At 74.5% G+C, this 22,782-nt stretch carries 14 protein-coding genes and 1 CRISPR repeat array (1 of these 15 cut by a window edge); of the genes, 10 read left to right on the top strand and 4 right to left on the bottom strand.

The annotated features are described in order from the left end of the window. Positions 1 to 37: 37 nt before the first annotated feature. Positions 38 to 10,480 carry a type I polyketide synthase gene (locus O7628_RS23150; protein WP_278133596.1) on the bottom strand — a complete coding sequence of 3,481 codons (10,443 nt, stop codon included), beginning with the start codon at positions 10,478 to 10,480 and terminating at the stop codon, positions 38 to 40. A gap of 1,248 nt (positions 10,481 to 11,728) precedes the next feature. Between O7628_RS23150 and O7628_RS23145 the strand changes: the two genes are divergently transcribed. The 9 genes from O7628_RS23145 to O7628_RS23105 all read left to right on the top strand — a co-directional run bounded on the left by O7628_RS23145 (position 11,729) and on the right by O7628_RS23105 (position 20,119). Continuing rightward, positions 11,729 to 12,640, top strand: coding sequence for a transketolase (locus O7628_RS23145; protein ID WP_083303085.1), 912 nt, complete (start codon positions 11,729 to 11,731; stop codon positions 12,638 to 12,640). Next, positions 12,624 to 13,565, top strand: coding sequence for a transketolase C-terminal domain-containing protein (locus O7628_RS23140; RefSeq protein WP_278133593.1), 942 nt, complete (start codon positions 12,624 to 12,626; stop codon positions 13,563 to 13,565). The genes O7628_RS23145 and O7628_RS23140 overlap by 17 nt, the downstream gene beginning before the upstream one ends. Positions 13,566 to 13,576: 11 nt before the next feature. Next, positions 13,577 to 14,344 (top strand): hypothetical protein, encoded by a 768-nt coding sequence (locus O7628_RS23135; RefSeq protein WP_074479204.1) that lies wholly within the window; start codon positions 13,577 to 13,579, stop codon positions 14,342 to 14,344. Next, complete coding sequence (locus tag O7628_RS23130) at positions 14,341 to 15,006, top strand: SIS domain-containing protein (RefSeq protein WP_278133590.1); 666 nt, start codon at positions 14,341 to 14,343, stop codon at positions 15,004 to 15,006. The genes O7628_RS23135 and O7628_RS23130 overlap by 4 nt, the downstream gene beginning before the upstream one ends. 55 nt (positions 15,007 to 15,061) lie before the next feature. Beyond that, positions 15,062 to 16,147 (top strand): MFS transporter, encoded by a 1,086-nt coding sequence (locus O7628_RS23125; protein WP_278133588.1) that lies wholly within the window; start codon positions 15,062 to 15,064, stop codon positions 16,145 to 16,147. A gap of 72 nt (positions 16,148 to 16,219) precedes the next feature. Then, positions 16,220 to 17,590: a glycosyltransferase gene (locus O7628_RS23120; RefSeq protein WP_278133586.1), complete on the top strand. Its 1,371-nt coding sequence runs from the start codon at positions 16,220 to 16,222 to the stop codon at positions 17,588 to 17,590. A 14-nt stretch (positions 17,591 to 17,604) separates the two neighbouring features. Continuing rightward, on the top strand, positions 17,605 to 18,435 hold the full coding sequence (locus O7628_RS23115) for a phytanoyl-CoA dioxygenase family protein (protein WP_074479208.1): 831 nt from the start codon (positions 17,605 to 17,607) through the stop codon (positions 18,433 to 18,435). Further along, complete coding sequence (locus O7628_RS23110; RefSeq protein WP_278133583.1) at positions 18,432 to 19,136, top strand: HAD-IA family hydrolase; 705 nt, start codon at positions 18,432 to 18,434, stop codon at positions 19,134 to 19,136. The genes O7628_RS23115 and O7628_RS23110 overlap by 4 nt, the downstream gene beginning before the upstream one ends. A gap of 2 nt (positions 19,137 to 19,138) precedes the next feature. Continuing rightward, positions 19,139 to 20,119 (top strand): aldo/keto reductase, encoded by a 981-nt coding sequence (locus O7628_RS23105; RefSeq protein WP_278133581.1) that lies wholly within the window; start codon positions 19,139 to 19,141, stop codon positions 20,117 to 20,119. A 77-nt stretch (positions 20,120 to 20,196) separates the two neighbouring features. Here the strand turns inward: O7628_RS23105 and O7628_RS23100 are convergent, their stop codons facing one another. Genes O7628_RS23100 through O7628_RS23090 form a run of 3 tightly spaced genes read right to left on the bottom strand, consistent with a single transcriptional unit; the run spans position 20,197 to position 22,106 of the window. After that, positions 20,197 to 21,417 carry a helix-turn-helix transcriptional regulator gene (locus O7628_RS23100; protein WP_278133579.1) on the bottom strand — a complete coding sequence of 407 codons (1,221 nt, stop codon included), beginning with the start codon at positions 21,415 to 21,417 and terminating at the stop codon, positions 20,197 to 20,199. After that, complete coding sequence (locus tag O7628_RS23095) at positions 21,404 to 21,709, bottom strand: hypothetical protein (protein WP_278133577.1); 306 nt, start codon at positions 21,707 to 21,709, stop codon at positions 21,404 to 21,406. Before O7628_RS23095 ends, O7628_RS23100 begins: the two co-directional genes overlap by 14 nt. Next, positions 21,702 to 22,106 carry a DivIVA domain-containing protein gene (locus O7628_RS23090; protein ID WP_278133575.1) on the bottom strand — a complete coding sequence of 135 codons (405 nt, stop codon included), beginning with the start codon at positions 22,104 to 22,106 and terminating at the stop codon, positions 21,702 to 21,704. Before O7628_RS23090 ends, O7628_RS23095 begins: the two co-directional genes overlap by 8 nt. Before the next feature lie 143 nt (positions 22,107 to 22,249). Between O7628_RS23090 and O7628_RS23085 the strand changes: the two genes are divergently transcribed. Further along, positions 22,250 to 22,474, top strand: coding sequence for a winged helix-turn-helix domain-containing protein (locus O7628_RS23085; RefSeq protein WP_178064083.1), 225 nt, complete (start codon positions 22,250 to 22,252; stop codon positions 22,472 to 22,474). Between the two features lie 193 nt (positions 22,475 to 22,667). Beyond that, positions 22,668 to 22,782: a CRISPR direct-repeat array (repeat unit 28 nt; unit sequence GGATCACCCCCGCGTGCGCGGGGAACAG) (it continues 1,133 nt past the right edge of the window).

Raw genomic sequence — 22,782 nt, 5'->3', positions numbered from 1 at the left:
CACTCCGTATCGGGATCAGACGTCCGGGACATCCGGGTCAGGCCGTTCCGAGCTCGTCGTCGAGCAGGTGGAAGATCTCCTCCGCGGTGGCGGAGGCGAGCCCGCCGTCGCCGGTGCCGTCGGCGGCGGCGTCGGCCTCGGTGTGCGTCCACGCCGACAGCAGTTCCCGCAGCCGGTCGGCGACGGCGGCGCGGTCGGTGTCGTCGGCGGCGACGGCCCGCATGACGGTCTCCAGCTTGCTCAGCTCGCCGAGCACCGACAGCGCGGACGTGCTGCGCTCGGCGAGCAGCGCGCCCCGCAGGTAGCCGACGAGGGCGGTGGTGGTGGGCCGGTCGTAGACGAGGGTGGACGGCAGCCGCAGCCCGGTGGCGGCGGTGAGCCGGTTGCGGAACTCCACCGCCGTCAGCGAGTCGAAGCCCAGCTCCACGAAGCCCTTGTCGGCGTCGATGTCGCGCAGCGACGCGTACCCGAGGACCGCCGCCGCGTGGGTGCGGACCAGGTCGGACAGCACCCGGTCGCGCTCGGCCTCCGGGGTGGCGGCGAGGGTGTCGCGCAGCGCCGCCGCCGCGTCGGCGGCCGGTGCCGCCGCCGGTGCCGCCGCGCCGGCCGGGCGGACCAGGCCGTGCAGCAGCCGGGGCAGCGCCGGCCCGAGCCGGCCCAGCACCCCCAGGTCCAGGGCGACGGGCACGACCACCGGGTCGGCGTGGCGCAGCCCCTCGGTGAACAGCTCCATGCCCTCGTCGGCGTCGAGGGGGCGGAAGCCGCCCCGGCTCATCCGCCGCTCGTCGACGTGACCGGGCCGCCCGCCGGGCAGGTCGGGGTTGGCCCACGGCCCCCACGCCATCGACGTGACGGTGAGCCCGCGCGAGCGCCGATGCTGGGCGAGCGCGTCGAGGAAGGCGTTCGCGGCGGCGTGGTTGGCCTGCCCGGGGCCGCCGAACAGCCCGGACGCCGACGAGAACAGCACGAACGCGGCGAGGTCCAGCTTCTCGGTCAGCTCGTGCAGGTGCCAGGCGGCGTCGACCTTCGGCCCGAGGACGGCGTCGAAGCGGGCCGGGGTGAGCGCCGGCAGCACCCCGTCGTCGAGGACCCCGGCGGCGTGCACGACGCCGACGAGGGGCCGGTCGGCGGGGATCTCGTCGAGCAGCACGGCGAGCGCGGCGCGGTCGGTGACGTCGGCGGCGACCACCTGCGCGGCGACGCCGAGGCCGGTCAGCTCGGCGACGAGGTCCGCCGCGCCGGGGGCGTCGGGGCCGCTGCGGCTGGCCAGCAGCAGCCCGCGTACCCCGTGCCGGGTGGCCAGGTGCCGGGCGACGAGCCGGCCGAGCGCGCCGGTCGCGCCGGTGACCAGGACGGTGCCGGCGGACAGGTCGGGGGCCGCCGCCTCGGCCGGCGGCGGGCCGAGCCGGGCCAGCCGGGGCGCGCGGAGCTGCCCGGCGCGGACGGCGAGCTGCGGCTCCCCGGTGGCCAGGGCCGCCGGCAGCGCCGCCGCCGAGCGGGGGTCGTCGTCGAGATCGAGCAGGACGATCCGGCCCGGGTGCTCCGACTGGGCGGAGCGCACCAGGCCCCACACGGTGGCGGCGGGCAGGTCGGTGAGCCGGTCGTCGGCGGCGACGGCGACCGCGCCCCGGGTGACCACGACGAGCCGGACCGGCTCCAGCTCCGGCCGGGCCAGCCAGTCCTGGGCCAGGGCGAGGGCCTCGTGGGCGGCCAGGTGCGCGGCCCGCGCCGGGCTCGGCTCGTCGGCGCGCTGCCCGGTCACGGCGGCGAGCACCGCGTCGGGCCGGGCCGCGCCGCCGGCCACGGCCGCGACCAGGTCGTCCAGGCTCGGGTACGCCTCGACGCCCGGCCACCCGGCGCTTCCGGCGAAGGCTTCGGCGGCCGGACCGAGCGCGGCGAGGGCGGCGGGCCGGGCGGCGGCCGGTTCCGGGGTGACCCAGTCGAGGCGGTGCAGGGACCGGTTGGCGGTGCGGCGGGCGGCGCTGAGCTGGTCGGCGGTGATCGGCCGCAGCACGAGGGCGTCGAGGGAGGCGACGGGCACGCCGCCGGTGTCGGTGACGGTGGCCGCCACCGACCCGTCGGCGGCGGTGAGGCGCACGCGCAGTTCCCGGGCCCGGGTGGGCGCGATCGCCACCCCGGTCCAGGAGAACGGCAGCCCCGGCTGCGCGCCGCTGCCGGTGCTGTCGCCGTCGGCCTCGCTGCCGGCGCTGCCGGCCCCGCTGTGGGCGCTGCCGGCGCCGGCGCGGCCGAGGGTGCTCGCGCCGATGGCGTGCAGGGCGGCGTCGAGCAGGGCCGGGTGCACGGTGAACGGGGCCGCGTCGCCGGGCGCGTCGGCGTCGAGGGCGACCTCGGCGAGGAGGTCGTCGCCGTGCCGCCAGGCGGCGCGCAACGCCCGGAACACCGGACCGTAGTGGTAGCCCTGCTCGGCGAGGTGCGGATACAGGGCGTCGAGGGCGATCGGTTCCGCCCCGGGCGGGGGCCACGCGGCGGCCGGGGCGACGGTCACCGGCCGGGTGGGGGCGAGCAGGCCGTGGGCGTGCCGCTGCCACTGCCGGCCGGCCGCCCCGGGCTGGTCGCCGCCGTCGCCCCCGGACGGGTGGGCCTCGCCGACGGACGAGTGGACGGAGACGGGCCGCAGCCCGTCCTCGCCGGCCGCGCCGACGCGGACCCGCAGGTCGACGCTCCCCTCCTCCGGCACGGCGAGCGGTGCTTCCAGGACCAGTTCGGTCACGTGGGCGGCGTCGACGTGCCGGCCGCTGAAGGAGGCCAGCTCGACCAGCGCGGTGCCGGGCAGCAGGACGGTGCCGAGCACGGCGTGGTCGGCGAGCCACGGGTGGGTGGCCAGGGAGATCCGGCCGGTGAGCAACAGGCCCTCGTCGCCCGGCAGGTCGGCCACCGCGCTGAGCAGCGGGTGGTCGGCGGCATCGAGGCCGACCGCCGGCAGCCCGGCCCGGCTCGCGCCGCTGCCCTGCAACCAGTAGCGGTCCCGCGCGAACGGGTAGGTGGGCAGGTCGACGGTGTCGGCCTCGGCGAGGACCTTCGTCAGGTCAACGGGCAGGCCGATCGCGTGCGCGGCGGCCAGGTTGGTCAGCAGCCGGGTCGGGTCGTCATCACCCCGGCGCAGACTGCCCAACGTGTGGCCGGTGACCCCGGCGTCGTCGAGGATCGCGGTGACCGGCATCGTGAGCACGGGGTGCGGGCTGATCTCCACGAACGTGGAGTGCCCGGCCGCCACGGCGACCCGCACGGCCGCATCGAACTGGACGGTCTGCCGCAGGTTGTCATACCAGTAGTCCGCCGTCATGCTCTCCGGCTCGACCCAGTCACCGGTGAGCGTCGAGACGAGCCGGACCCGGCCCGGCTGCGGGGCAACGTCGGCCAGGTCGGCGCGCAGCCGCTCCGCCACGTCCTGCACCGACGGCGAGTGCGACGCGTAGTCCACCGGAATCAGCCGGGCGCGGATGCCCTCGTCCTGGCACGCCTGCACCAGGTCCGCGACGGGCTCCGGCGGACCCGACACGACCACCGTCGACGGGCCGTTCACGGCGGCCACACCCACACCCGGGAAGCTGGACAGGCGAGAAGCCACCGCATCGGCGGACAGGTCCACCGACGCCATCGCACCCGTCCCCCGCAACACCGCCAGGGCCCGCGACCGCAACGCGACCGTCTTCGCCGCATCCTCCAGGGACAGGATCCCGGCGACACACGCCGCGCCGATCTCGCCCTGCGAGTGACCCACCACCGCCTGCGGCACCACACCCACGTGCTCCCACACCGCCGCCAAGGCAACACCGACGGCCCACAGGACCGGCTGGACGACCTCCACCCGCTCCAACCACGACTCGTCATCCCCGATCAACACCGAGACCAGGTCGACGTCCAGGAACGGAGCCAGGGCCCGCTGACACTCCGCCAACCGCGCGTCGAACACCGGCGTCCGACCGACCAGACCGGCCGCCATGCCTGCCGACTGCGCACCCTGACCCGGGAACACGAACACCGGACCAGCACCATGACCCGACGCCACACCGGACACCATGTTGCCCGCCGGCAGACCGGACGCGAGGGCATCCAGGCCGGCGAGCAGGTCGGCCATGCCCGACCCGACGACCGACGCCCGCTGATCGAACGTGGCACGCGTGGTGGCGAGGGACCAGGCCAGCGCGGCAGGGTCGAGGGTGTCGAGGTCGCGTACGTGGGTGGCCAGCCGGGCGGCCTGGTCGCGCAGCGCCGCCGCCGACCGGGCCGACACCGGCCAGACGAGGACGTCGGCGTCGACCAGCCCCGGCGCGGGGTCCTCGACGGGGGCGTCGGCGGGTTCCTCCGGCTGCTCGATGATGACGTGGGCGTTGGTGCCGGACATGCCGAACGACGACACCGCCGCCCGGCGGGGCCGGTCCACCACCGGCCACGGCCGCGCCTCCGTGACCAGGTCCACCGCGCCCGCAGACCAGTCGATGTGCGGCGACGGCTCGTCCACGTGCAACGACGCCGGCACCACACCGTGCCGCATCGCCTGCACCACCTTGATCACACCCGCCACACCCGCCGCCGCCTGCGCATGACCGATGTTCGACTTGACCGACCCCAACAGCAACGGCCGGTCACCGGGACGATCCTGCCCGTACGTCGCCAACAACGCCTGCGCCTCGATCGGATCACCCAACGTCGTACCCGTCCCGTGCGCCTCCACCACGTCCACATCCGCCGTCGACAACCGCGCATTCGCCAGGGCCTGCCGGATCACCCGCTGCTGCGACGGACCGTTCGGCGCGGTCAACCCGTTCGACGCACCGTCCTGGTTCACGGCGCTGCCCCGCACCACGGCGAGGACCCGGTGCCCGTTGCGGCGGGCGTCAGAGAGCCGTTCGACGAGGAGCATGCCCACGCCCTCGGACCAGCCCGTCCCGTCGGCCGACGCCGCGAACGACTTGCACCGGCCGTCGGCGGCGAGGCCCTGCTGGCGGGAGAACTCGGCGAACGTGCCGGGGGTGGCCATCACGGTGACGCCGCCGGCCAGGGCCAGGTCGCACTCGCCCCGGCGCAGCGCCTCACCGGCCAGGTGCAGCGCGACCAGCGACGACGAGCAGGCGGTGTCGACGGTGACGGCGGGCCCTTCGAGGCCGAGCGTGTACGCGACGCGACCGGAGATGATGCTGTGCGCGGCACCGGTCATCAGGTAGCCCTCGGTGCCCTCGGGCACCTCGGTGAGCCCGGTGCCGTAGCCGGAGGTGGACGCGCCGACGAACACGCCGGTGCGGCTGCCCTTGAGGCTGCCGGGGTCGAGCCCGGCGCGTTCCAGGACCTCCCAGGAGGCCTCCAGGGTGAGCCGCTGCTGCGGGTCCATGGCGAGGGCCTCGCGCGGCGAGATGCCGAAGAAGGCGGGGTCGAAGGCGGGGACGTCGTAGAGGAAGCCGCCGGCCGGGGCGTATCCGCTGTCCGGGGTGGTGGTGGCCCAGCCCCGGTCGGTGGGGAAGTCGCCGATGGCGTCGACACCGTCGGCGACGAGCCGCCACAGCTCCTCGGGGCTGCGGGCGTCGCCGGGGTAGCGGCAGGCCATGCCGACGATGGCGACGGGTTCGTCGGTGCCCACGGCGACGCGGGCCTCGGCGGTCGCGGTGGTGGTGGTGCCGAACGCGGTCTCGCGCAGGTGCCGGGCCAGGTCGGCGGGGGTCGGGTGGTCGAAGACGAGGGTGGACGGCAGGCGCAGCCCGGTGACCTCGTTGAGCCGGGTACGCAGGTCAACGGCGGTGAGCGAGTCGAAGCCGAGGTCGGCGAACGGCCGGCCGCGCAGGTCGTCGGCGGTGGCGTGGCCGAGGACGCGGGCGGTCTGCGCGTTGACGATGGCGAGCAGTTCGCGTTCCTGCTCGGCCTCGGGCAGGTCGGCGAGGTGGCGCAGGGCGTCGGCGACGCCGGCCGGCGCGGCGGCGGCCTCGGCGTCGGCTTCGGCGAGGGCCCGCACCTGGGGCAGCTCGGACAGCAGCGGGCTGGGCCGGGTGAGGGTGAACGCGGGGTGGAAGCGGCCCCAGTCGACGTCGGCGACGGTGACGCAGGGGGTGGGCCGGCGCACCGCCCGGTCGAGGGCGACGAGGGCGTGCTGCGGGTCGATGGTGGGCAGGCCCATCCGGTGCAGCGCCTCGGTGGCGGTGTTCTTGGCGGCCATGCCGTCGGCCCCGCCCCACGCGGTCCAGGACACGGCGGTGGCGGCGAGGCCCCGGTCGCGGCGGTGCACGGCGAGCGCGTCGAGCAGCGAGTTGCCGGCCCCGTACGCGCACTGGCCGGCGCTGCCCCACACGCCGGAGATGGAGGAGAACAGCAGGAACGCGGTCAGCGGCCGGTCGGCGAGGCAGTCGTGCAGGTGCAGCGCGCCGAGCACCTTGCCGGCGACGACGTGGGAGAACTCGTCGAGGGTGGTGCCGGTGAGCGGGGTGAGCTGGTCGGTGCCGGCGGCGTGCACGACGGCGGTCAGGTCGGGCAGCGTGTCCAGCAGCGCGGCGACGGCGGCCCGGTCGGTGACGTCGCAGGCGGCGGCGGTGACCCGCCCGTCGTCGGCGTACCCGTCGAGGAGGCCGGGGGTGGCGGCGCCGCGCCGGCCGACGAGGACGACCCGGCGGGCCCCCTTGTCGAGCAGCCAGCGGGTGACGTGGCCGCCGAGCGCGCCGGTGCCGCCGGTGACCAGGACGGTGCCGTCGGCCCACCAGTCGGTGGCGGGCCGGTCGGGGGCGGCGGCCGGGGCGAGGCGGCGGCCCCAGACGCCGCCGGGGCGGACGGCGACCTGGTCCTCGCCGCTGCCGCCGGCCAGGACGGCGGCGAGCCGGCGCAGCACGCTCTCGTCGGGGTTGGCCGGCACGTCGACGAGGCCGCCCCAGCGGTGCGGCTGCTCGACGGCGGCGGCCCGGCCGAGGCCCCACACGAGGGTCTGGAGGGGGTGGTCGACCCGGTCGGCGGGGCCGGCCTTGACGGCCCCGCTGGTGACGCACCAGACGGGCGCGGCGACGTCGAGGTCAGTGAGGGCCTGGAGCAGCACGAGGGTGGTGGCGGCGGCGGCGCTCGTGCCGGGGTGGGCGGGCAGCAGCGCGTCCTGGCCGGCGACGAGGTGCAGCACCCCGGCGACGGGCGCGTCGCCGACGGCGGCGCGCAGCCGGTCGGCGAGGGCGGCCCGGTCGAGGTCGTCGGCCCCGACGCGCAGGGTCGCCGGCTCGTCGCCGCCGGCCCGCAGCAGGCCGGCGAGGCCGTCGGCCCAGGCGGGCGCGGCGTCGGCGGGCAGCACGAGCAGCCAGCGGCCCGCCGGCCGGTCCCCCTCGGCGACCGGCACGGGCTTCCACACCACCTGGTACGACCAGCCGTCCGCCACGCCCGAGTCGTGCCGGTCGCGTCGCCAGGCGGCGAGGACGGGCAGCGCGGGCAGCAGGGCGTCCACGGGGTCGGCGTCGCCGGCCGGGGCGCTGCCGAGTTGGTCGCGCAGGGCGTCGACGTCGGCCCGTTCGACGGCCGCCCAGAACGCGGCGTCGGCGGTGGACTCCGTGCCGGCGGGGGCGGGCGGGGCCGTCAGGTCGGGCCAGTAGCGCTCGCGGTGGAACGCGTATCCGGGCAGCCGGACCCGGCGGGGGTCGGCGCCGGCGAACAGTTCCCGCCAGCCGACGGGCACCCCGGCGACGTGCAGCTCGGCGAGCGCGGTGAGCAGGGACGCCGGCTCGGGGCGGTCGCGGCGCAGCAGCGCCACGGCGGCGGTGGGGTCGGCGTCGGGCCCGAGGATGTCCCGGGTCAGCGCGGTGAGCACCCCGCTGGGGCCGACCTCGAGGTACGTGCCGACGCCGTGGGCGCGCAGCCGTTCGACACCGTCGGCGAAGCGGACCGCCTCGCGGACGTGCCGCACCCAGTAGTCCGGGGTGCGGACCGCCTCCGGGTCGGCCAGGTCACCGGTCAGGTTGGACACGATGGGCAGGGTCGGCGCGCGCAGGTCGAGCCCGGCGACGACGGCGGCGAACCCGGCGAGCATCGGCTCCATCAGCGGGCTGTGGAACGCGTGGCTGACCTTCAACCGCCGCGTCTTCACCCCACGCGCGGCCCACAGCTCGGCGAGTTTGTCGACGGCGGCCTCGGCACCGGAGACGACCACGGCGGCGGGGCCGTTGACGGCGGCGATCCCCACGCGTCCGGCGTGCTCCTCCAGGCTCGCCGCCACCTCGCCCTCGGACGCCGCGACCGCCAGCATCGCCCCGCCGGGCGGCAGCGCCTGCATCAGCCGGCCCCGCGCCGCGACGAGCGCGCAGGCGTCGGCGAGGGTGAACACCCCGGCGACGTGCGCGGCGGTGATCTCGCCGATCGAGTGGCCGATCAGCACGTCGGGGGTGACGCCCCAGGACTCCAGCAGCCGGTGCAGGGCCACCTCGACGGCGAACAGCCCGGCCTGGGTGAACACCGTCTGGTCGAGCAGCGCGGCGTCGGGCGTGCCGGCCTCGGCGAACAGGACGGTCTTCAGCGGCTTCGGCAGCCGGGGGTCGAGGTGCGCGCAGCCCTCGTCGAGGGCGGCGGCGAACGCCGGGAACGCGGCGGCCAGCTCCCGGCCCATGCCGACGCGCTGCGCGCCCTGCCCGGAGAACAGGAACGCGAGTTGCCCGCCGCGCGGCGCGCCGGTGACGAGGCCGGGGGAGGTGTCGCCGGCGGCGAGCGTACGCAGGTCGCGCAGCAGGCCGGCGCGGTCGGCGGCGAGGACGACGGCCCGGTGTTCCAGCGCGCCCCGGGTGGTGACCGACGACCAGCCGAGGTCGGTCAGCCGCGCCCCGGCACCGGTGCCGGTGCCGGCGGCTCCGGTGCCGGCGTCGGGCTCGGCGGCTCCGGTGCCGGGGTCCGCGGCTTCGGCGCTGTGGTCGGCGGCTCCGGTGCCGGGGTCGGCGGCTTCGGCTTCGGCGGCGGCGAGCCAGTCGGCCCAGCGGGCGGCCTGGGCGGGCAGCGCGGCGGCGTCCCGGGCGGACAGCAGCACCGGGACCAGGCCGGCGGTCGCCACCGGCGCGGGGATGGCCGGTCGGGTCGCCGGGGCGGCCTCGGCGGGCGGGGCGCCGGGGGCGGTCGGGGCGGCGTCCGGCGTCTCCGCCGGGGCCTCCTCGATGATCACGTGGGCGTTGGTGCCGCTCATCCCGAAGGAGGAGACGCCCGCGCGGCGGGGCCGCTCCCCCGCCGGCCAGGGCTGCGCCTCGGTGAGCAGGGACACCGCGCCGGCCGTCCAGTCGACGTGCGGGGTCGGCTCGTCGACGTGCAGGGTGGCGGGAAGCTGGCCGTGGCGCAGCGCCAGCACCATCTTGATGACCCCGGCGACACCGGCGGCGGCCTGGGTGTGGCCGATGTTCGACTTGACCGAGCCGAGTCGCAGCGGCCGGTCCGCCGGGCGACCCTGCCCGTACGTGGCGAGCAGCGCGGTGGCCTCGATCGGGTCGCCGAGGCTGGTGCCGGTGCCGTGGGCCTCGACGGCGTCCACGTCGGCGGGGGTGAGCCGCGCGCCGGCCAGCGCCTGGAGCACCACCCGCTGCTGGGCGGGCCCGTTGGGGGCGGTCAGCCCGTTGGACGCGCCGTCCTGGTTGACGGCGGAGCCCCGCACCACGGCGAGGACGGGGTGGCCGTTGCGGCGGGCGTCGGACAGCCGCTCGACGAGGAGCACGCCGACGCCCTCGCCCCAGGCGGTGCCGTCGGCGGCCCCGGCGAACGCCTTGACCCGGCCGTCGACGGCGAGGCCGCGCTGCCGGGAGAAGCCGATGAACGCGGCCGGGGTGGACATGACGGTCGCGCCGCCGGCCAGCGCGAGGGTGCACTCCCCCTGCCGCAGGGCGTGGCAGGCCAGGTGCAGCGCCACCAGCGACGACGAGCAGGCGGTGTCGACGGAGACGGCGGGGCCCTCCACGCCGAGCACGTACGAGATGCGGCCGGAGACGACGCTGGCGGCGGTGCCGGTGAGGACGTACCCCTCGACTCCGGGCGGGGGCGACTGGAGCAGCGCCGCGTAGTCCTGGCCGGTGGTGCTGGCGAAGACGCCGACCTGGTGGCCGCGCAGCGTCGCCGGGTCGATGCCGGCGTGCTCGAACGCCTCCCAGGAGGTCTCCAGCAGCAGCCGCTGCTGCGGGTCCATGCCCAGTGCCTCGCGCGGGGAGATGCCGAAGAACCCGGCGTCGAACTCGGTGGCCGAGTCGAGGAACCCGCCCTGCCCGACGTACGAGGTGCCGGGGTGGTCGGGGTCGGGGTGGACGAGCCGGTCGACGTCCCAGCCCCGGTCGGCGGGGAAGTCGGAGATGGCGTCCCGGCCGTCGGCGACGAGCCGCCACAGGTCCTCGGGGGACCGCACGCCGCCCGGGAACCGGCAGCCGATGCCGACGATGGCGATGGGCTCCCGGTGGGCCGCCTCCAGCTCCCCGAGTTTCCTCTTCGTCTGGTGAAGATCCGCGGTCACCCATTTCAGGTATTCCCGGAGAGTGTCCTCAGTCGCCATTAGCGCCACCTTTTCGGGCCGGAACAAACAGGCGACCCAATACCGTCCACAGACGCCTCAAGCCGCGACACCAAGGCCCATCAAGCCCGACCACGAATTGCATTAACCAACAGTGTTGACCGCGCCCACCAGGTCTTACTTACCGGAGGAAGGTAAATGTCGACCGGCGGCGGTCACAACCCCTACGGTGCCCCTAGGGTCGCCCCTACCAGAACCAGGCTCGGACCGGCCGCAGGCTGGGCCGGGGCCGCCCCGAGGGGGCCGCCGGGCGCGCGGGCGGGGGCGGTACCGACGGGGGGCGGCCACGGAGCGCCGTCGACTTTCGGCCGCCCGGATCCCGGCCCGGGCGGCGGCCGGACGGGCGCGCCCCCGATCGCGCCGTTCCGCCGATGTCGAACAATCGGCCGCCGACCCGCGGTAAGGAAACGTCAGGCCACCCCTTGTCATTTTTTCGTTTGCGGCGGGCCGTGGCGCTCCGCGCCCCACCGGGCGGAGCTCCCTGGGGGCCGACGCCGGCATCGGGTGGGGCATTGGGCGGGCCGGGGTGGCGGACGCCGCCGCCGGGGCCGGGACGCGGCACGGGCAGATCCGGCCCGCAATTCCCACCGTCAGGCATTGCGAATGCGGGCCGAAAGAGCACCCGAACGAAGTGCACAATATGAAACAATAATGTGACCCACATCACGTTTAAAGCGAGAAAAGGCGTTATCCGGTCCCGCCCCACCCGCTCGGTCCACCCCGGATCGCCGAGGTGGCAACGCATTCCGCACTCAGCGCTGCACATCCCACCGCGGCTCGCCGAAACGAATTCGCCCTTGACGGATTCGCGGCAGCCCAGCAATGTGATTGGAGGCGGCAGCATTACCCCGAATTGGAGAAATCGTTGGCGATGTCGACCGGTCGGCACGCTGCCGGCGGGCGGACCGGCGCGGGGCCCTCCCGACCGTCGGGCGGCCGACCCCCGCGGCCCGCCGGGCACGACCGCCGGGCCCGGCGCGACGGCCCGTCCGGCGACGACCCGCACCTGCCCACCTGAACCACCCGCCCACCCTGAGTTGCCCGACCGCCGGCGACCGCGCCATCGCGCCGACGCCCGCGATCCCCGTGTGTGATCCGTCCCGCGCCGCTCGGCGCGCTCCTCCGCGATGCCCGAACGTCACCGTGTCGGCCCGCCTCGGCGGCCGACTCCACCACGCGTATCAACCTGCCCGCAGCCATCGGGCCGGATCCTGACAGGAAGGCGCACGCATGCAGCCCAGCATCAGCTATGCCACACCTGTGCCACCGCCGGACGACAGGCTCTCCCACCGGCGGGAGTCGCCCCTGCCGACGCGGCTGGCCCGGACGGGACAACTGGCCGACCGCAGCCGCGCGGCGGTGCTGGAAATGATCTACCGCGCCGGCTCGGGACACGTCGGTTCGTCACTGTCCTGCGTCGACATCATCAGCGTGCTGCGATTCGACCAGATGAACTGGTCCGCGACGCGGCCCCGCAGCGAAAGCGACGTGTTCATCCTCTCCAAGGGCCACGCGGCCCCGGCCTGGTACGCCTCCCTCATGGTCGGCGGCGACCTGGGACCCGAGGAGGTCGGCACCCTGCGCCAGATCGACAGCCGGTTGCAGGGGCACCCGGACCGCACCCGGCTGGACCTCGTGGACCTCAGCACCGGCGCGCTGGGCCAGGGGCTCTCCGTGGCCGTCGGGCGGGCCCAGGCCAAGCGGCTGCGGGGCCGGGGCGACTTCGTGTACTGCCTGGCCGGCGACGGGGAGTTGCAGGAGGGCCAGATCTGGGAGGCGGTGACCGTGGCCGGCGCGCGTCGACTCGCCAACGTCGTGCTGGTCGTCGACCACAACGGCAGCCAGAACGACGGGCTGCTGTCCGAGATCATGCCGTTGGCCGGGCTGGCCGAGCGGTTCCGCGCCTTCGAGTGGCACGTCCAGGACGTCAACGGCCACTCCCACCTGTCGCTGATGGACGCCCTGGCCAACGCCCGCGACAACCAGGCGCAGCCCTCCGTGGTCATCGCGCGCACCCGCAAGGGGCATCTCGGGCCCGGGAGGATCGCGCTCAACGGATCACACAGCGCGACCCTCACCACGGAGGAGTACGAGTCGGCGATGCGCTACCTGGAGGGGAGGCGCGATGAAAGCCACCCGTGACTGGTTCGGCGAGTCCCTGGCCGACCTCGCGGCCGAGCACGAGGACATCGTGGTGGTGAACTGCGACCTGGCCTCGGCCACCAAGACGGCCGCCTTCCGGGCGCGGTTCCCGCACCGGTTCTTCGAGGTCGGCATCGCCGAGGCCAACGCCGTGGGCGTCGCGGCCGGCCTGGCGCAGGAGGGCTTCCGGCCGTTCGTCGCGAGCTTCGGGCACTTCCTGACCGGGAAGTACCTGGAGATATTCCAGTCGGTGGGGCTCAACGACGCCGGCGTCGTGCTGGTCGGCACCCACGCCGGCCTGGCCATCGGCAAGGACGGGCCCACCCAGATGGGTCTGCGGGACGTCGCGCTGATGCGGACCCTGCCCAACGTGGAGATCCTGCATCCCGTCGACGGCGTGGAGACCCGGGAGATGATGCGCCACGTCGTCGGCCACCGCCGGCCCGCCTACCTTCGGCTCTGCCGCCAGCCGCAGCGCGAGGTGCACGACCCGCGGCACCGGTTCGTGCCCGGCGCGCCGGACGTCCTGCACGCGGGGCGCGACGTCGTCGTCTTCTCGATGGGCGGCACGGTGGGCGTGGTCCTGGACGCGCTGGACACCCTGGCCGCGCGGGGCATCACGCCGACCGTCGTGAACGTCTCCTCGTTGCCGGTCGACGCCGCGGCGCTGGGCGACATCGTCGACGCGCACCGACGGGTGTTCGTCATCGAGGACCACTACGTCCGGGGCGGGCTGGCCGACGAGATCGCCCGGATCGTCCTCGACCGGGGGCACCGGGTCGCGTTCCGCGCCTGGGGTGTCCCCGACTACGGCCAGGCGGGCGACCCCCGCGACCTCTACGCCCGTTACCGGCTGGACCGCGACGGCGTGGTGCACCACCTGACGAGCTTCGCCGACGCCGACCTGGCGACGGCCCCGCGATGAGGAGGAACGTCTTGGAACAGCAGGTACGCAACAGCCGGGACCTGGTGGACGGGCTGGCCGACCGGCCGTACGTGTTCGTGGAGCACCGCCTCGGGGCCGGCGAGACGGTGGACTTCCGGTCGCATCCCCACGGCCACCGCAGCTTCGTGGTGGTCGCCGGCCGGGTGCGGGTCGAGCAGCGCTCCGGCAGCGGGTCGCCGCGCGAGTACGGCGCGCTGCGGGGATGGCACGCCCCGCCCGGGGCGGTGTACCGGTTCACGCAGGTCGGCACGGTGCCGGCGATCGTCGTCGAGGCCGGCTCGGACCACGGGGACGCGGCCACCGGGGCCTCGGCGGTCACCGACTGCCTGGACATCGACGACTACCTCGTGGAGAAGCCCTGGGGCCACGAGGTCTGGTACACCAACAACCTGCCCGGCGCGACGTACGCGCTGAAGCAGATCCACATGACGGCGGGCCACCAGTCGTCGTTGCAGTCGCACCAGCGCAAGGTGGAGACGAACTACGTCGTCACCGGCGAGGCGGTCGTGCTCAACGGGACGCCCGCGCCGGCGGACCCGGGGGCGGTGGTCGACGCCGCGGCCATCCCCCGGGCCGGGCACGGACCGGGTTCGAGTTGGACGTCGGACGCCAACGTCCTGCACCGCGTCATCGCGGACACCGACTACACCTCGGTCGAGGTGTCGACCACCGAGTTGGACGACGTGATCAGGTGGGCCGACGACACCAACCGGGGAAACGGGCGGATCGACGCGGAGCACCTGGGGCGGGCCCGGTGAGCGTCGAGGACCTGGTGGGGCTCTACCTCGCCGAGAAGATCGCGATCTGCGAGCAGTTCCCCGTCGCGTCGGTGGCGGCGCTGGCGGAGATGCTGTTCGACACCTACGAGGCCGGCGGCACCGTCTACGCCATGGCCAACGGCGGCAACTCGGGGACCCTCGACCACGCCTACTGCGACTTCAAGCACCACCCCTTCGTCTCGGAGGACAAGTCCCGGCCGTTGCCGCGGTCGGTGAAACGACTGTCGTTCGTGAACCTGTGCGGCTCGCCGGCGGAGCTGACCGGCCTGGTGAACGACCTGGGCCCGGACGAGATGTACGTGGCGTCGCTGGAGCCGGTGGTGACCCGCGACGACCTGGTGATGGCCTACTCCGGCAGCGGCAACTCGCCGAACGTGGTCCGCGCGCTGGAGGTCGCCGGGCAGGCGGGCGCCAGGACGTTCGCCATGACGAAGGGCGACGGGGGCCGCTGCCGCACCCTCGCCGACGTCTGCATCGTCGTGCCCGGGTCGTCGCGGTTCCCGGGACAGACCGGTAGCAACAACAACAACTTTCACTTTGAGGACGCTATGCTGTCACTCAATCACATCCTGGTCGGCCTGTTGAAGCAACGCGTGGCGGAGCGCCTCGCCCGCCTCCCCTCCGGAGTCGCCTCATCCTGAGCCGGCTGCCCGTGAGCGACAGGCGCGCACGCCGAGCGACGAGGAGGCGACCCCGGTGATCGTTACGCAGCCACGGACCGCGGAGGCCCGGGACAGCACCCGGCTGACCGTCACCTACTTCCTGGGCTACGGCCTGGTCGGCCTGCTCTCGGCGGTCCTCGGCCCGTCGATGCAGACCTTCCTGGCCATGACCGGGTCCCCGCTGCGCACACTGGCCATCCTGTTCACCGCCGACGCCTTCGGCTCGGTGTGCGGCTCCCTCATCGCCGGGCGGCTGCTCAACCGGATCGGGACGCACGTGCAGGTGGCGGTGGGGCTGGTCGCCGTCGCGGTGGTCCTCGCCGCGATCCCGCTGCTGCGGTGGCCCGTCGCGCTCGCGGTCCTGTTCTGGGCGCTGGGGCTGGCGAAGACGTTCGTCTTCGTCACGGTCAACACGCTCCTGCTGTGGGTGCGGCGGGCGAAGGTGGGCCCGTTCATCAACGCGGCCGACTTCTTCCTCGGCGCGGGGTCGCTGGTCATGCCGCTGATGATCGGCCTGTCGATCACCTGGACCGGCGGCGTCCGCCTCGCCTACTGGCTGGTCTGCGGGTGCGCGGTCGCGTTGACGCTGTGGGTCCTGCGCACCCGCGCGCCCCGCCCCGAGTCCGAGCAGCGGGGCAGGGGCGGCGGCCGGCACTACCTGATGATCGGCGGCGTGGCGGTCCTGCTGTTCCTCTACGTCGGCGCGGAGATCAGCATCTCGGGTTGGCTCCCCTCGTTCGTCCTGCTCCGTGGGCTGACCGACGACGCCGCCACCGCTGCATACTTCACCTCGCTGTTCTGGGTCGCGGTCACGGTGGGACGCCTGCTGTGGGTGCCGTTCGCCCAGCGGCTGCATCCCGCGGTGATCGTGGCGTCGAGCGCGGCGGTCTGCGCGCTGGCCGTGACGGTCATCGTCAACAACGCCTCGTCGGTGGCGGTCGTGACCGCCGGCGTGGTCACCGTCGGGCTCGGCATGTCGTCGATCTTCCCGTCGGCCTTCGCGATGCTCGCCCGCCGGGTGGAGATGACCGGCATGGTCAGCGGCGTCTGCCTGTGCGCGGCGAGCCTCGGCGCCATGTTCTTCCCCTGGTTGGCCGGGCAGGCGCTGACCGCTCCATGACCCGCACATTCCCGAAGATCGGCAGAACGGAGGCGGCAGGTGCTCAGCATTCAACAGCCAGACCCCCGACCGGTGCTCCCCCGACTGGAGGCGCTGCTCGGCCCGGACCGCGCCGACGCGCTGCGGCTGGCGGCCGCCCGGATCCGGGACCGGCTGGCCGGCGGCACCCTCTGGCACGTCAACTCCACCGGGGCCGGCGGGGGCGTCGCCGAGACCCTCCAGATGGCCCTTCCCCTCTACCGGGACCTCGGCGTGTCGGCGACCTGGGCGGTGATCAACGGCGACGCCGACTTCTTCACGATCACCAAGCGGCTCGGGGTGGCCCTCTACGGCAGCCCGGGTGACGGCGGTCCCCTCGGGCCTGCCGAGCGGGGGCTCTACCTGCGGACGCTGGCCTCGGCCCGCGACGACCTGCTGTCGCGGGTCCGGCCCGGCGACATCGTGGTCCTGCACGACCACCAGGCGGCCGGCCTGGCCGAACCGCTGCTGGACCGGGTCGGCGCGGTCTACTGGCGCTGCTACGTCGGCGTCGACGCGCCGACCGAGGCGTCCGAGGCGGCCTGGGACTTCCTCACGCCGCTGCTGACCGGCGTACGCGAACTGATCTTCTGCGCGGACACGCTCGTGCCCGACCGCTTCGCGGCCCGCCCGGTCCGGATCCGGCCGCTGTTCACGTCGCCGTTCACCGCGAAGAACTGCGAGCTCGACGCCGCCACCGTCGAGCACCTGCTGGCCCGGTGCGGCCTGCATCCGGAGCACGAGGCGCCCGGCCCGGCGACGCTGCGCACGCCGGTCGGCGAGGTCGGCATCCGGCGACCGCCCCAGGTGATCGCGCAGGAGCGGCCCCGCCCCGGTCAGCCCCTCGTCACCCAGGTCTCCCGGTGGGACCGCCTCAAGGACATGCACGGGGTCCTGGCCGGCGTCACCTCCCACGTGGACGACGGCTACCTCGCGCTCGTCGGGCCGGACACCGCCGCCATCCCCGACGACATCGAACAGCAGGTCTGGTACGACCGCTGCGTCGAGGCGTGGCGGGCGCTGCCGCCGCGCCAGCGCGCACGGGTGGCGCTGGTCTGCCTGCCGATGGCGGACCTGACGGAGAACGCCCTGCTGGTCAACGCGGTCCAGCGCGGTTCGGACGTGGTGGTGCAGAAGAGCCTCGCCGAGGGGTTCGGCCTGACGGTCACCGAGGCGATGTGGAAGTCACGGGTGGTGGTGGCGAGCGCCGTCGGCGGCATCCGGACGCAGATCACCGACCAGCTCGACGGCCTGCTGGTGGACGATCCGACGGACCTGGCGGCCTTCGGCCGGGTCCTGCGCCGAGCGGTCGGACGGGAGGTGGACACGCAGATCCTCGGCAAGCGGGCGCACGACAAGGTAAGGGCCGAGTTCCTTCCCGACGGGGAGGTCCTCTCGACCGCGACCATGATCGACGAACTGTGAAAGGCGGTGACCCCGTGCGAGACACCGGAACCGGGCGGCTCGACCCCGATCAGGTGGAGTTCTTCAGGTCGAACGGCTACGTCGTCGGCGACGACCTGCTGAAGCCCGCCGCCTTCGCCGGCCTCCGCGAGCACTTCGAACGCAAGCTCGCGGCCCTGCCGGCGGACGAACGCCCCGAGGACATGGACGTCCCCCACTTCACCGACCCGGAGCTGTTCCGCTGGCTCCTCGACCCCGACGTGCTGGACGTCGCCGAGAGCATCCTCGGGCCGGACATCGCGCTCTTCTCGGCCCACTTCTTCTGCAAGCCCGCCGGCGACGGCAAGGGCGTGCCCTGGCACACGGACGCGTGGTTCTGGCGGGAGACGATCCACCCGCCGGAGCAGGCCGTCACCATCTGGCTGGCGATCGACCCGTCCACCGCCGAGAACGGCAACATGGTGGTGATCCCGGGCAGCCACCGGCAGCAGGCGGACGGGCCCTACCGGGAGGTGCGCTCCGAGGAGAGCGTGTTCACCTGGGAGCTGGACGTGTCGAAGATGCCGGTCGACACGGACCGGGCGGTGCCGATCCCGCTGCGGCCCAACCAGTTCAGCATCCACTCGGGCGGCCTGCTGCACAGCAGCGCGGTCAACCGCAGCACGATCCGCCGCTGCGGCTTCACCATGCGCTACATGAGCACGGCCGTACGCTTCAACCACGAGGGGGTCGGCCACAAGCACCAGATCTTCCTCGCCCGGGGCGAGGACCGCGCCGGCAACGTGTACGCGCAGCCCTGGCGGGCGTATCCCGAACTGGTCGACGCCCGCGGCAAGGGCCAGCGCGTGGTGACCGCGGACCGGTGAGGACCCCCGACCTGGTGCTCGACGTGGGCGGCGGCGACCCGGTGCGGCTGCGGTGCGCCGCCGTCCTGTTCGACATGGACGGCACGCTGGTCGACTCCCACGCCTGCGTCGAGTGGAAGTGGCGCACCTGGTGCGCCGGGCACGGCATCGACGCCGACGCGCTGCTGGCGGTCGCCCACGGCCGCCCCCAGGCGGAGACGGTACGCATCGTCGCGCCGGAGCTGGACACCGAGCGGGAGCTCGACCACCTGACCCGCCTGGAGGAGGGCTGCACGACGGGCATCGTCGAGGTGCCGGGGGCGTCCGCGCTGCTCGACGCGCTGCCGGCCGGGAGGTGGGCGGTGGTCACCTCGGCGTGGCGTCGCCTCATGGCGATCAGGATGGGCTGCGCCGGCCTGCCCCTGCCGGCGGTGACCGTCACCGCCGACGACCCGGTGGACGGCAAGCCGTCGCCGCACGGCTACCTGTCCGCCGCGGCCCGGCTGGGGGTGCGCCCCGCGGACTGTGTGGTCGTGGAGGACACGCCGGTGGGCCTGGCGGCCGGGCAGGCGGCCGGCATGCGCACCATCGCGCTGGCCACGACCTTCCCGGCCGACCGGCTCCCCGCCGGGCTCGTCGTGCCCGACCTCACGCAGGTCCGCCTGCACCGGCCGGGAGGCGGCGGGCCGTCCCCCGCCACCGGCCGCGACCGAAAGGAATGAGAATGGAGTACGTCAAGCTGGGCGCGACCGGCCTGGACGTGTCGCCGCTCTGCCTCGGCGGCATGAGCTTCGGCGACCCGGCCAGGGGCGGCGACCCGTGGACCCTCGACGAGGACGGCAGCCGCGACATCGTCCGGCGCGCCCTGGACCACGGCATCAACTTCTTCGACACGGCGAACGCCTACTCCGACGGCAGCGGCGAGGAGATCCTGGGCCGGCTGCTGCGGCAGTTCGCCCGCCGGGACGAGGTGGTCGTGGCGACCAAGGTCTTCCTGCCCATGCGGTCGGGGCCCAACGGCTCCGGCCTGTCCCGCAAGGCCATCCTCACCGAGGTCGACAACAGCCTGCGGCGGTTGGGCCTGGACCACGTCGACCTCTACCAGGTCCACCGCTGGGACCACCGCACGCCGATCGAGGAGACGCTGGAGGCCCTGCACGACGTGGTCAAGGCCGGGAAGGTCCGCTACCTCGGCGCGTCGTCCATGTTCGCGTGGCAGTTCGGCAAGGCGCTGCACACCGCGCGGCTGCACGGCTGGACGCCCTTCGTCAGCATGCAGAACTACTACAACCTCATGTACCGGGAGGAGGAGCGGGAGATGCTGCCGCTCTGCGCGGACCAGGGCATCGGGGTGCTGCCGTGGAGCCCGCTGGCGCGGGGCAAGCTCGCGCGGGAATGGACGGTGGAGACCACCCGCGCCCGGCACGACGACTTCGGCCGCAGCCTCTACGCCGCCACGGAGAGCGCCGACCGCCGGGTGGTGGAGCGGGTCGGTGAGATCGCCGCCGAACTCTGCGTGACCCGGGCGCAGGTGGCCCTGGCGTGGCTGCGGCGGCAGCCGGCCGTGACCGCCCCCGTCATCGGGGTCACCTCCGTCAAGCACCTCGACGAGACGGTGGCCTCCCTGGACGTGACGCTCTCCGACGACGACCTGCGGAGGCTGGCGGAGCCGTACGTCCCGCACGCGGTGGTCGGGCACGAGTGACCCGCCGGGCCGGCTCGCGGCCCGCTCCCCACGCTTCGCGATCCGCCCGACGCGCCGGGCACGGGCTGCCCGGCCCGTCACCCGACCCCGAGGGCCGTGGCGAGCCGGGCCACGTCCGCCGGGAGCGGTTCGTGGCACGCCAGGTCGGTGAGCAGCGTACGGGCCACCGGCCGTAACCGGACCTCGGCCGGCGCGGTCCGGTCCGCGTCGACCAGGGCGCGCCCGGCGGCGAGCGGGTCGCCGGCCCCGAGGTGCCCGCGGCCGGCGTCGAGCAGGTACGCCGCCCGGTGCTCGGCGGGCAGCCGCCGCCAGTGCTCCGCGCCGACGACCCGTTCGTGCAGGAGCACCGCCTCGCCGCCGTTGCCCAGCTCGACGGCGGCGGCGACCCGGGCCATCCGCACCGCCGTGGGGCCGAACCCGGTCCAGTGCCGGTCGCGCTCCCCGCCGGCCTCGCCGCTCTCGCCTGTCTCGTCGGCGATCCGGGCCGCCTGGTCGACCAGTTCCCCTGCGCCGCGTTCGTCGCCGGCTCCGGCGGCGGCCAGGGCCGCCTGGACCAGCAGCGTTCCGTGCAGCGCCAGGTCCGGGGGCGGGCCGGCGCGCCACGCCTCGGGGGCGATGCGGTGCGCGGCGGCGACCGTGACGGCCAGGGCCGGGCGGGAGCGGCCGAGGGCTCGCAGCGCCTGCCCCAGCGGCACGGCTGCCGCCGCGACCAGCAGCGGGTCGCCGACGGCCACGGACACGGCCCGGTCGGCGGCCAGCCAGCCGAGGTCGCCCACGCCGAGCTTCACCAGCACCGCCGACGTGATCCGGTACGCCTGCACCAGCGGTTCCGCAGCCCCGTCGCCCTGGGCGGCGTGGGCGTGTCGGGTGTCGCCGAGCAGCTCCGGCAGGATCCGCAGCAGTTGGGGATAGTCGGCGTGCTGGTAGGTCAGCCAGGCGTGCCGTACCCGCTGGTCCAGCTCGCCGACCGGCGGTGCCGACCGCCGCGCCCGCGGCCCGGTCAGGGCGGTGTCGTAGCGGTCGAGGGCGGCGCGTACCCCGTCGACGCCCTGCGCGGCGGCGCGGGCGGCCGGCGACGGGAGGGCGTCGCGGCCGAGCAGCGTCACCGGGTCGACGCGCAGCGCGGCGGCGAGTTCCTGGATCACGGTGTACCGGTCGAGGGCGCGGACCCCGCGTTCGACCTTGTCGACCCAGCTCTTCGACTTGCCGAGCCGGTCGGCGAGCATCTGCTGGGTCATCCGCCGCCGGGTCCGCAGCCGGGCGACCCGGCGTCCGATCGGCAGCTCACGGTTGGTCACGACGACACCCCCGGTCGTTTGCGGCCCGGGTGCCCTCCTCGGCCGCCCACATCTCCAACGGTCGGGCGCACCAGCCGACGATCCGGTCGGTTATCTCGGCGCTGCTCATGCCGGTGATCTCCGCGTGGGCGTCCGGGAGGTACGAGGTCAGGTAGCGGACGAGGGTCCGCACGTTGCACCGGCACAGCTCCTTGAGCTGGCGCTTACGGGTCAGGCACGGCCACGGGTCGCCGCAGACCAGGCAGTTCCAGTCCGGCCGCGACGGGCCGTGCAGCGCCGGATAGTCAGTCATCGCCCGGCCCCTCCCCCGGCCGGCGGTGGCAGCCCTCCCGGCGGGGCGAGTAGGGCGGCCACAGGGGCGGGCGTCGATACTCGTTGCGGGGCCGCCGCGCCGAGGCGTCGGGCCGCCAGCGCCGCGCGCGGAGTTCCGCTGCGGCTGCCTGGTGGCGGCGGGCCTCGTCCTGGGCGGCGACGAGTTCCCGGTAGAGGGCGTCGAGGTCGGCCTCCAACCGGCGCAGGAACCTACGGACCGCCTCCGGGTCGAAGCCGCGCCGACCGAACCGGGTCAACGGAAACTCCTGCCACCGCACGTCGGCAGGGGTCAGCAGGTTCCGCTTGGGCTGGTACTCGCGGGTACCGCCGATATCGCTGGAGGGCTTGTCCCCAACCGCGTCAGTGCTCGGCTCCATGTGACTCCGTCTCTGGCTGTTGACACCGCGCCTTGCCGGCCGCATCTCGCAACCAACATACGTCACAGCTTGACTTAAGTCAGACCTTGACATATTGCTGATCTTGTGGTGGGTGAGGACCTTGCCGACCTAGACTTCCCCTCGTGCCATACGAGCAGGCTGAGTACCGCCGCATCGCTGACGGCATCGCCGGGCAGATCAAGTCCGGAGAGCTGAAGGCACACGACAAGCTGCCCTCCACCGCCGAACTCGCAGACAAGAACCACGTCTCGCTCGCGACGATCAATCGGGCCTTCGGCCTGCTGCACGATCGCGGCCTGGTGTACGGCAAGCAGGGCAAGGGCGTCTTCGTGGCTGAGACGAAGTAGTCACAACAGCAGCCGGACGGGCCAAGGCTCAAATGAAGGACCGCCCCCTTCGGGAGCAAACCCCGCAGTTCACCGCCGCCATCGCCGGCCCATGAAGAGTCACTCTCCCCGCGTGCGCCGGAAACAGCCGGAACGGATGGAGTTCAGCACCGCCCAGCCAGGAAACGCCAGTGATGACAAGGTGTTGCTGTTCGGGATCACCCCCGCCGCGCGGGGAACAGACACGCCACACCACCCACACGGGAACGCCCTCGGGATCACCCCCGCGTGCGCGGGGAACAGGGCTTGTGCGAGTGCGGCCCGGTCGA

Origin of the sequence: Micromonospora sp. WMMD956, from assembly GCF_029626125.1 — a bacterium.
In the GTDB taxonomy this organism is placed as follows: Bacteria; Actinomycetota; Actinomycetes; order Mycobacteriales; family Micromonosporaceae; genus Micromonospora; species Micromonospora carbonacea.
Note: the sequence above shows the minus strand (reverse complement) of the source record. Positions and strands in the feature narration are given on the sequence as shown.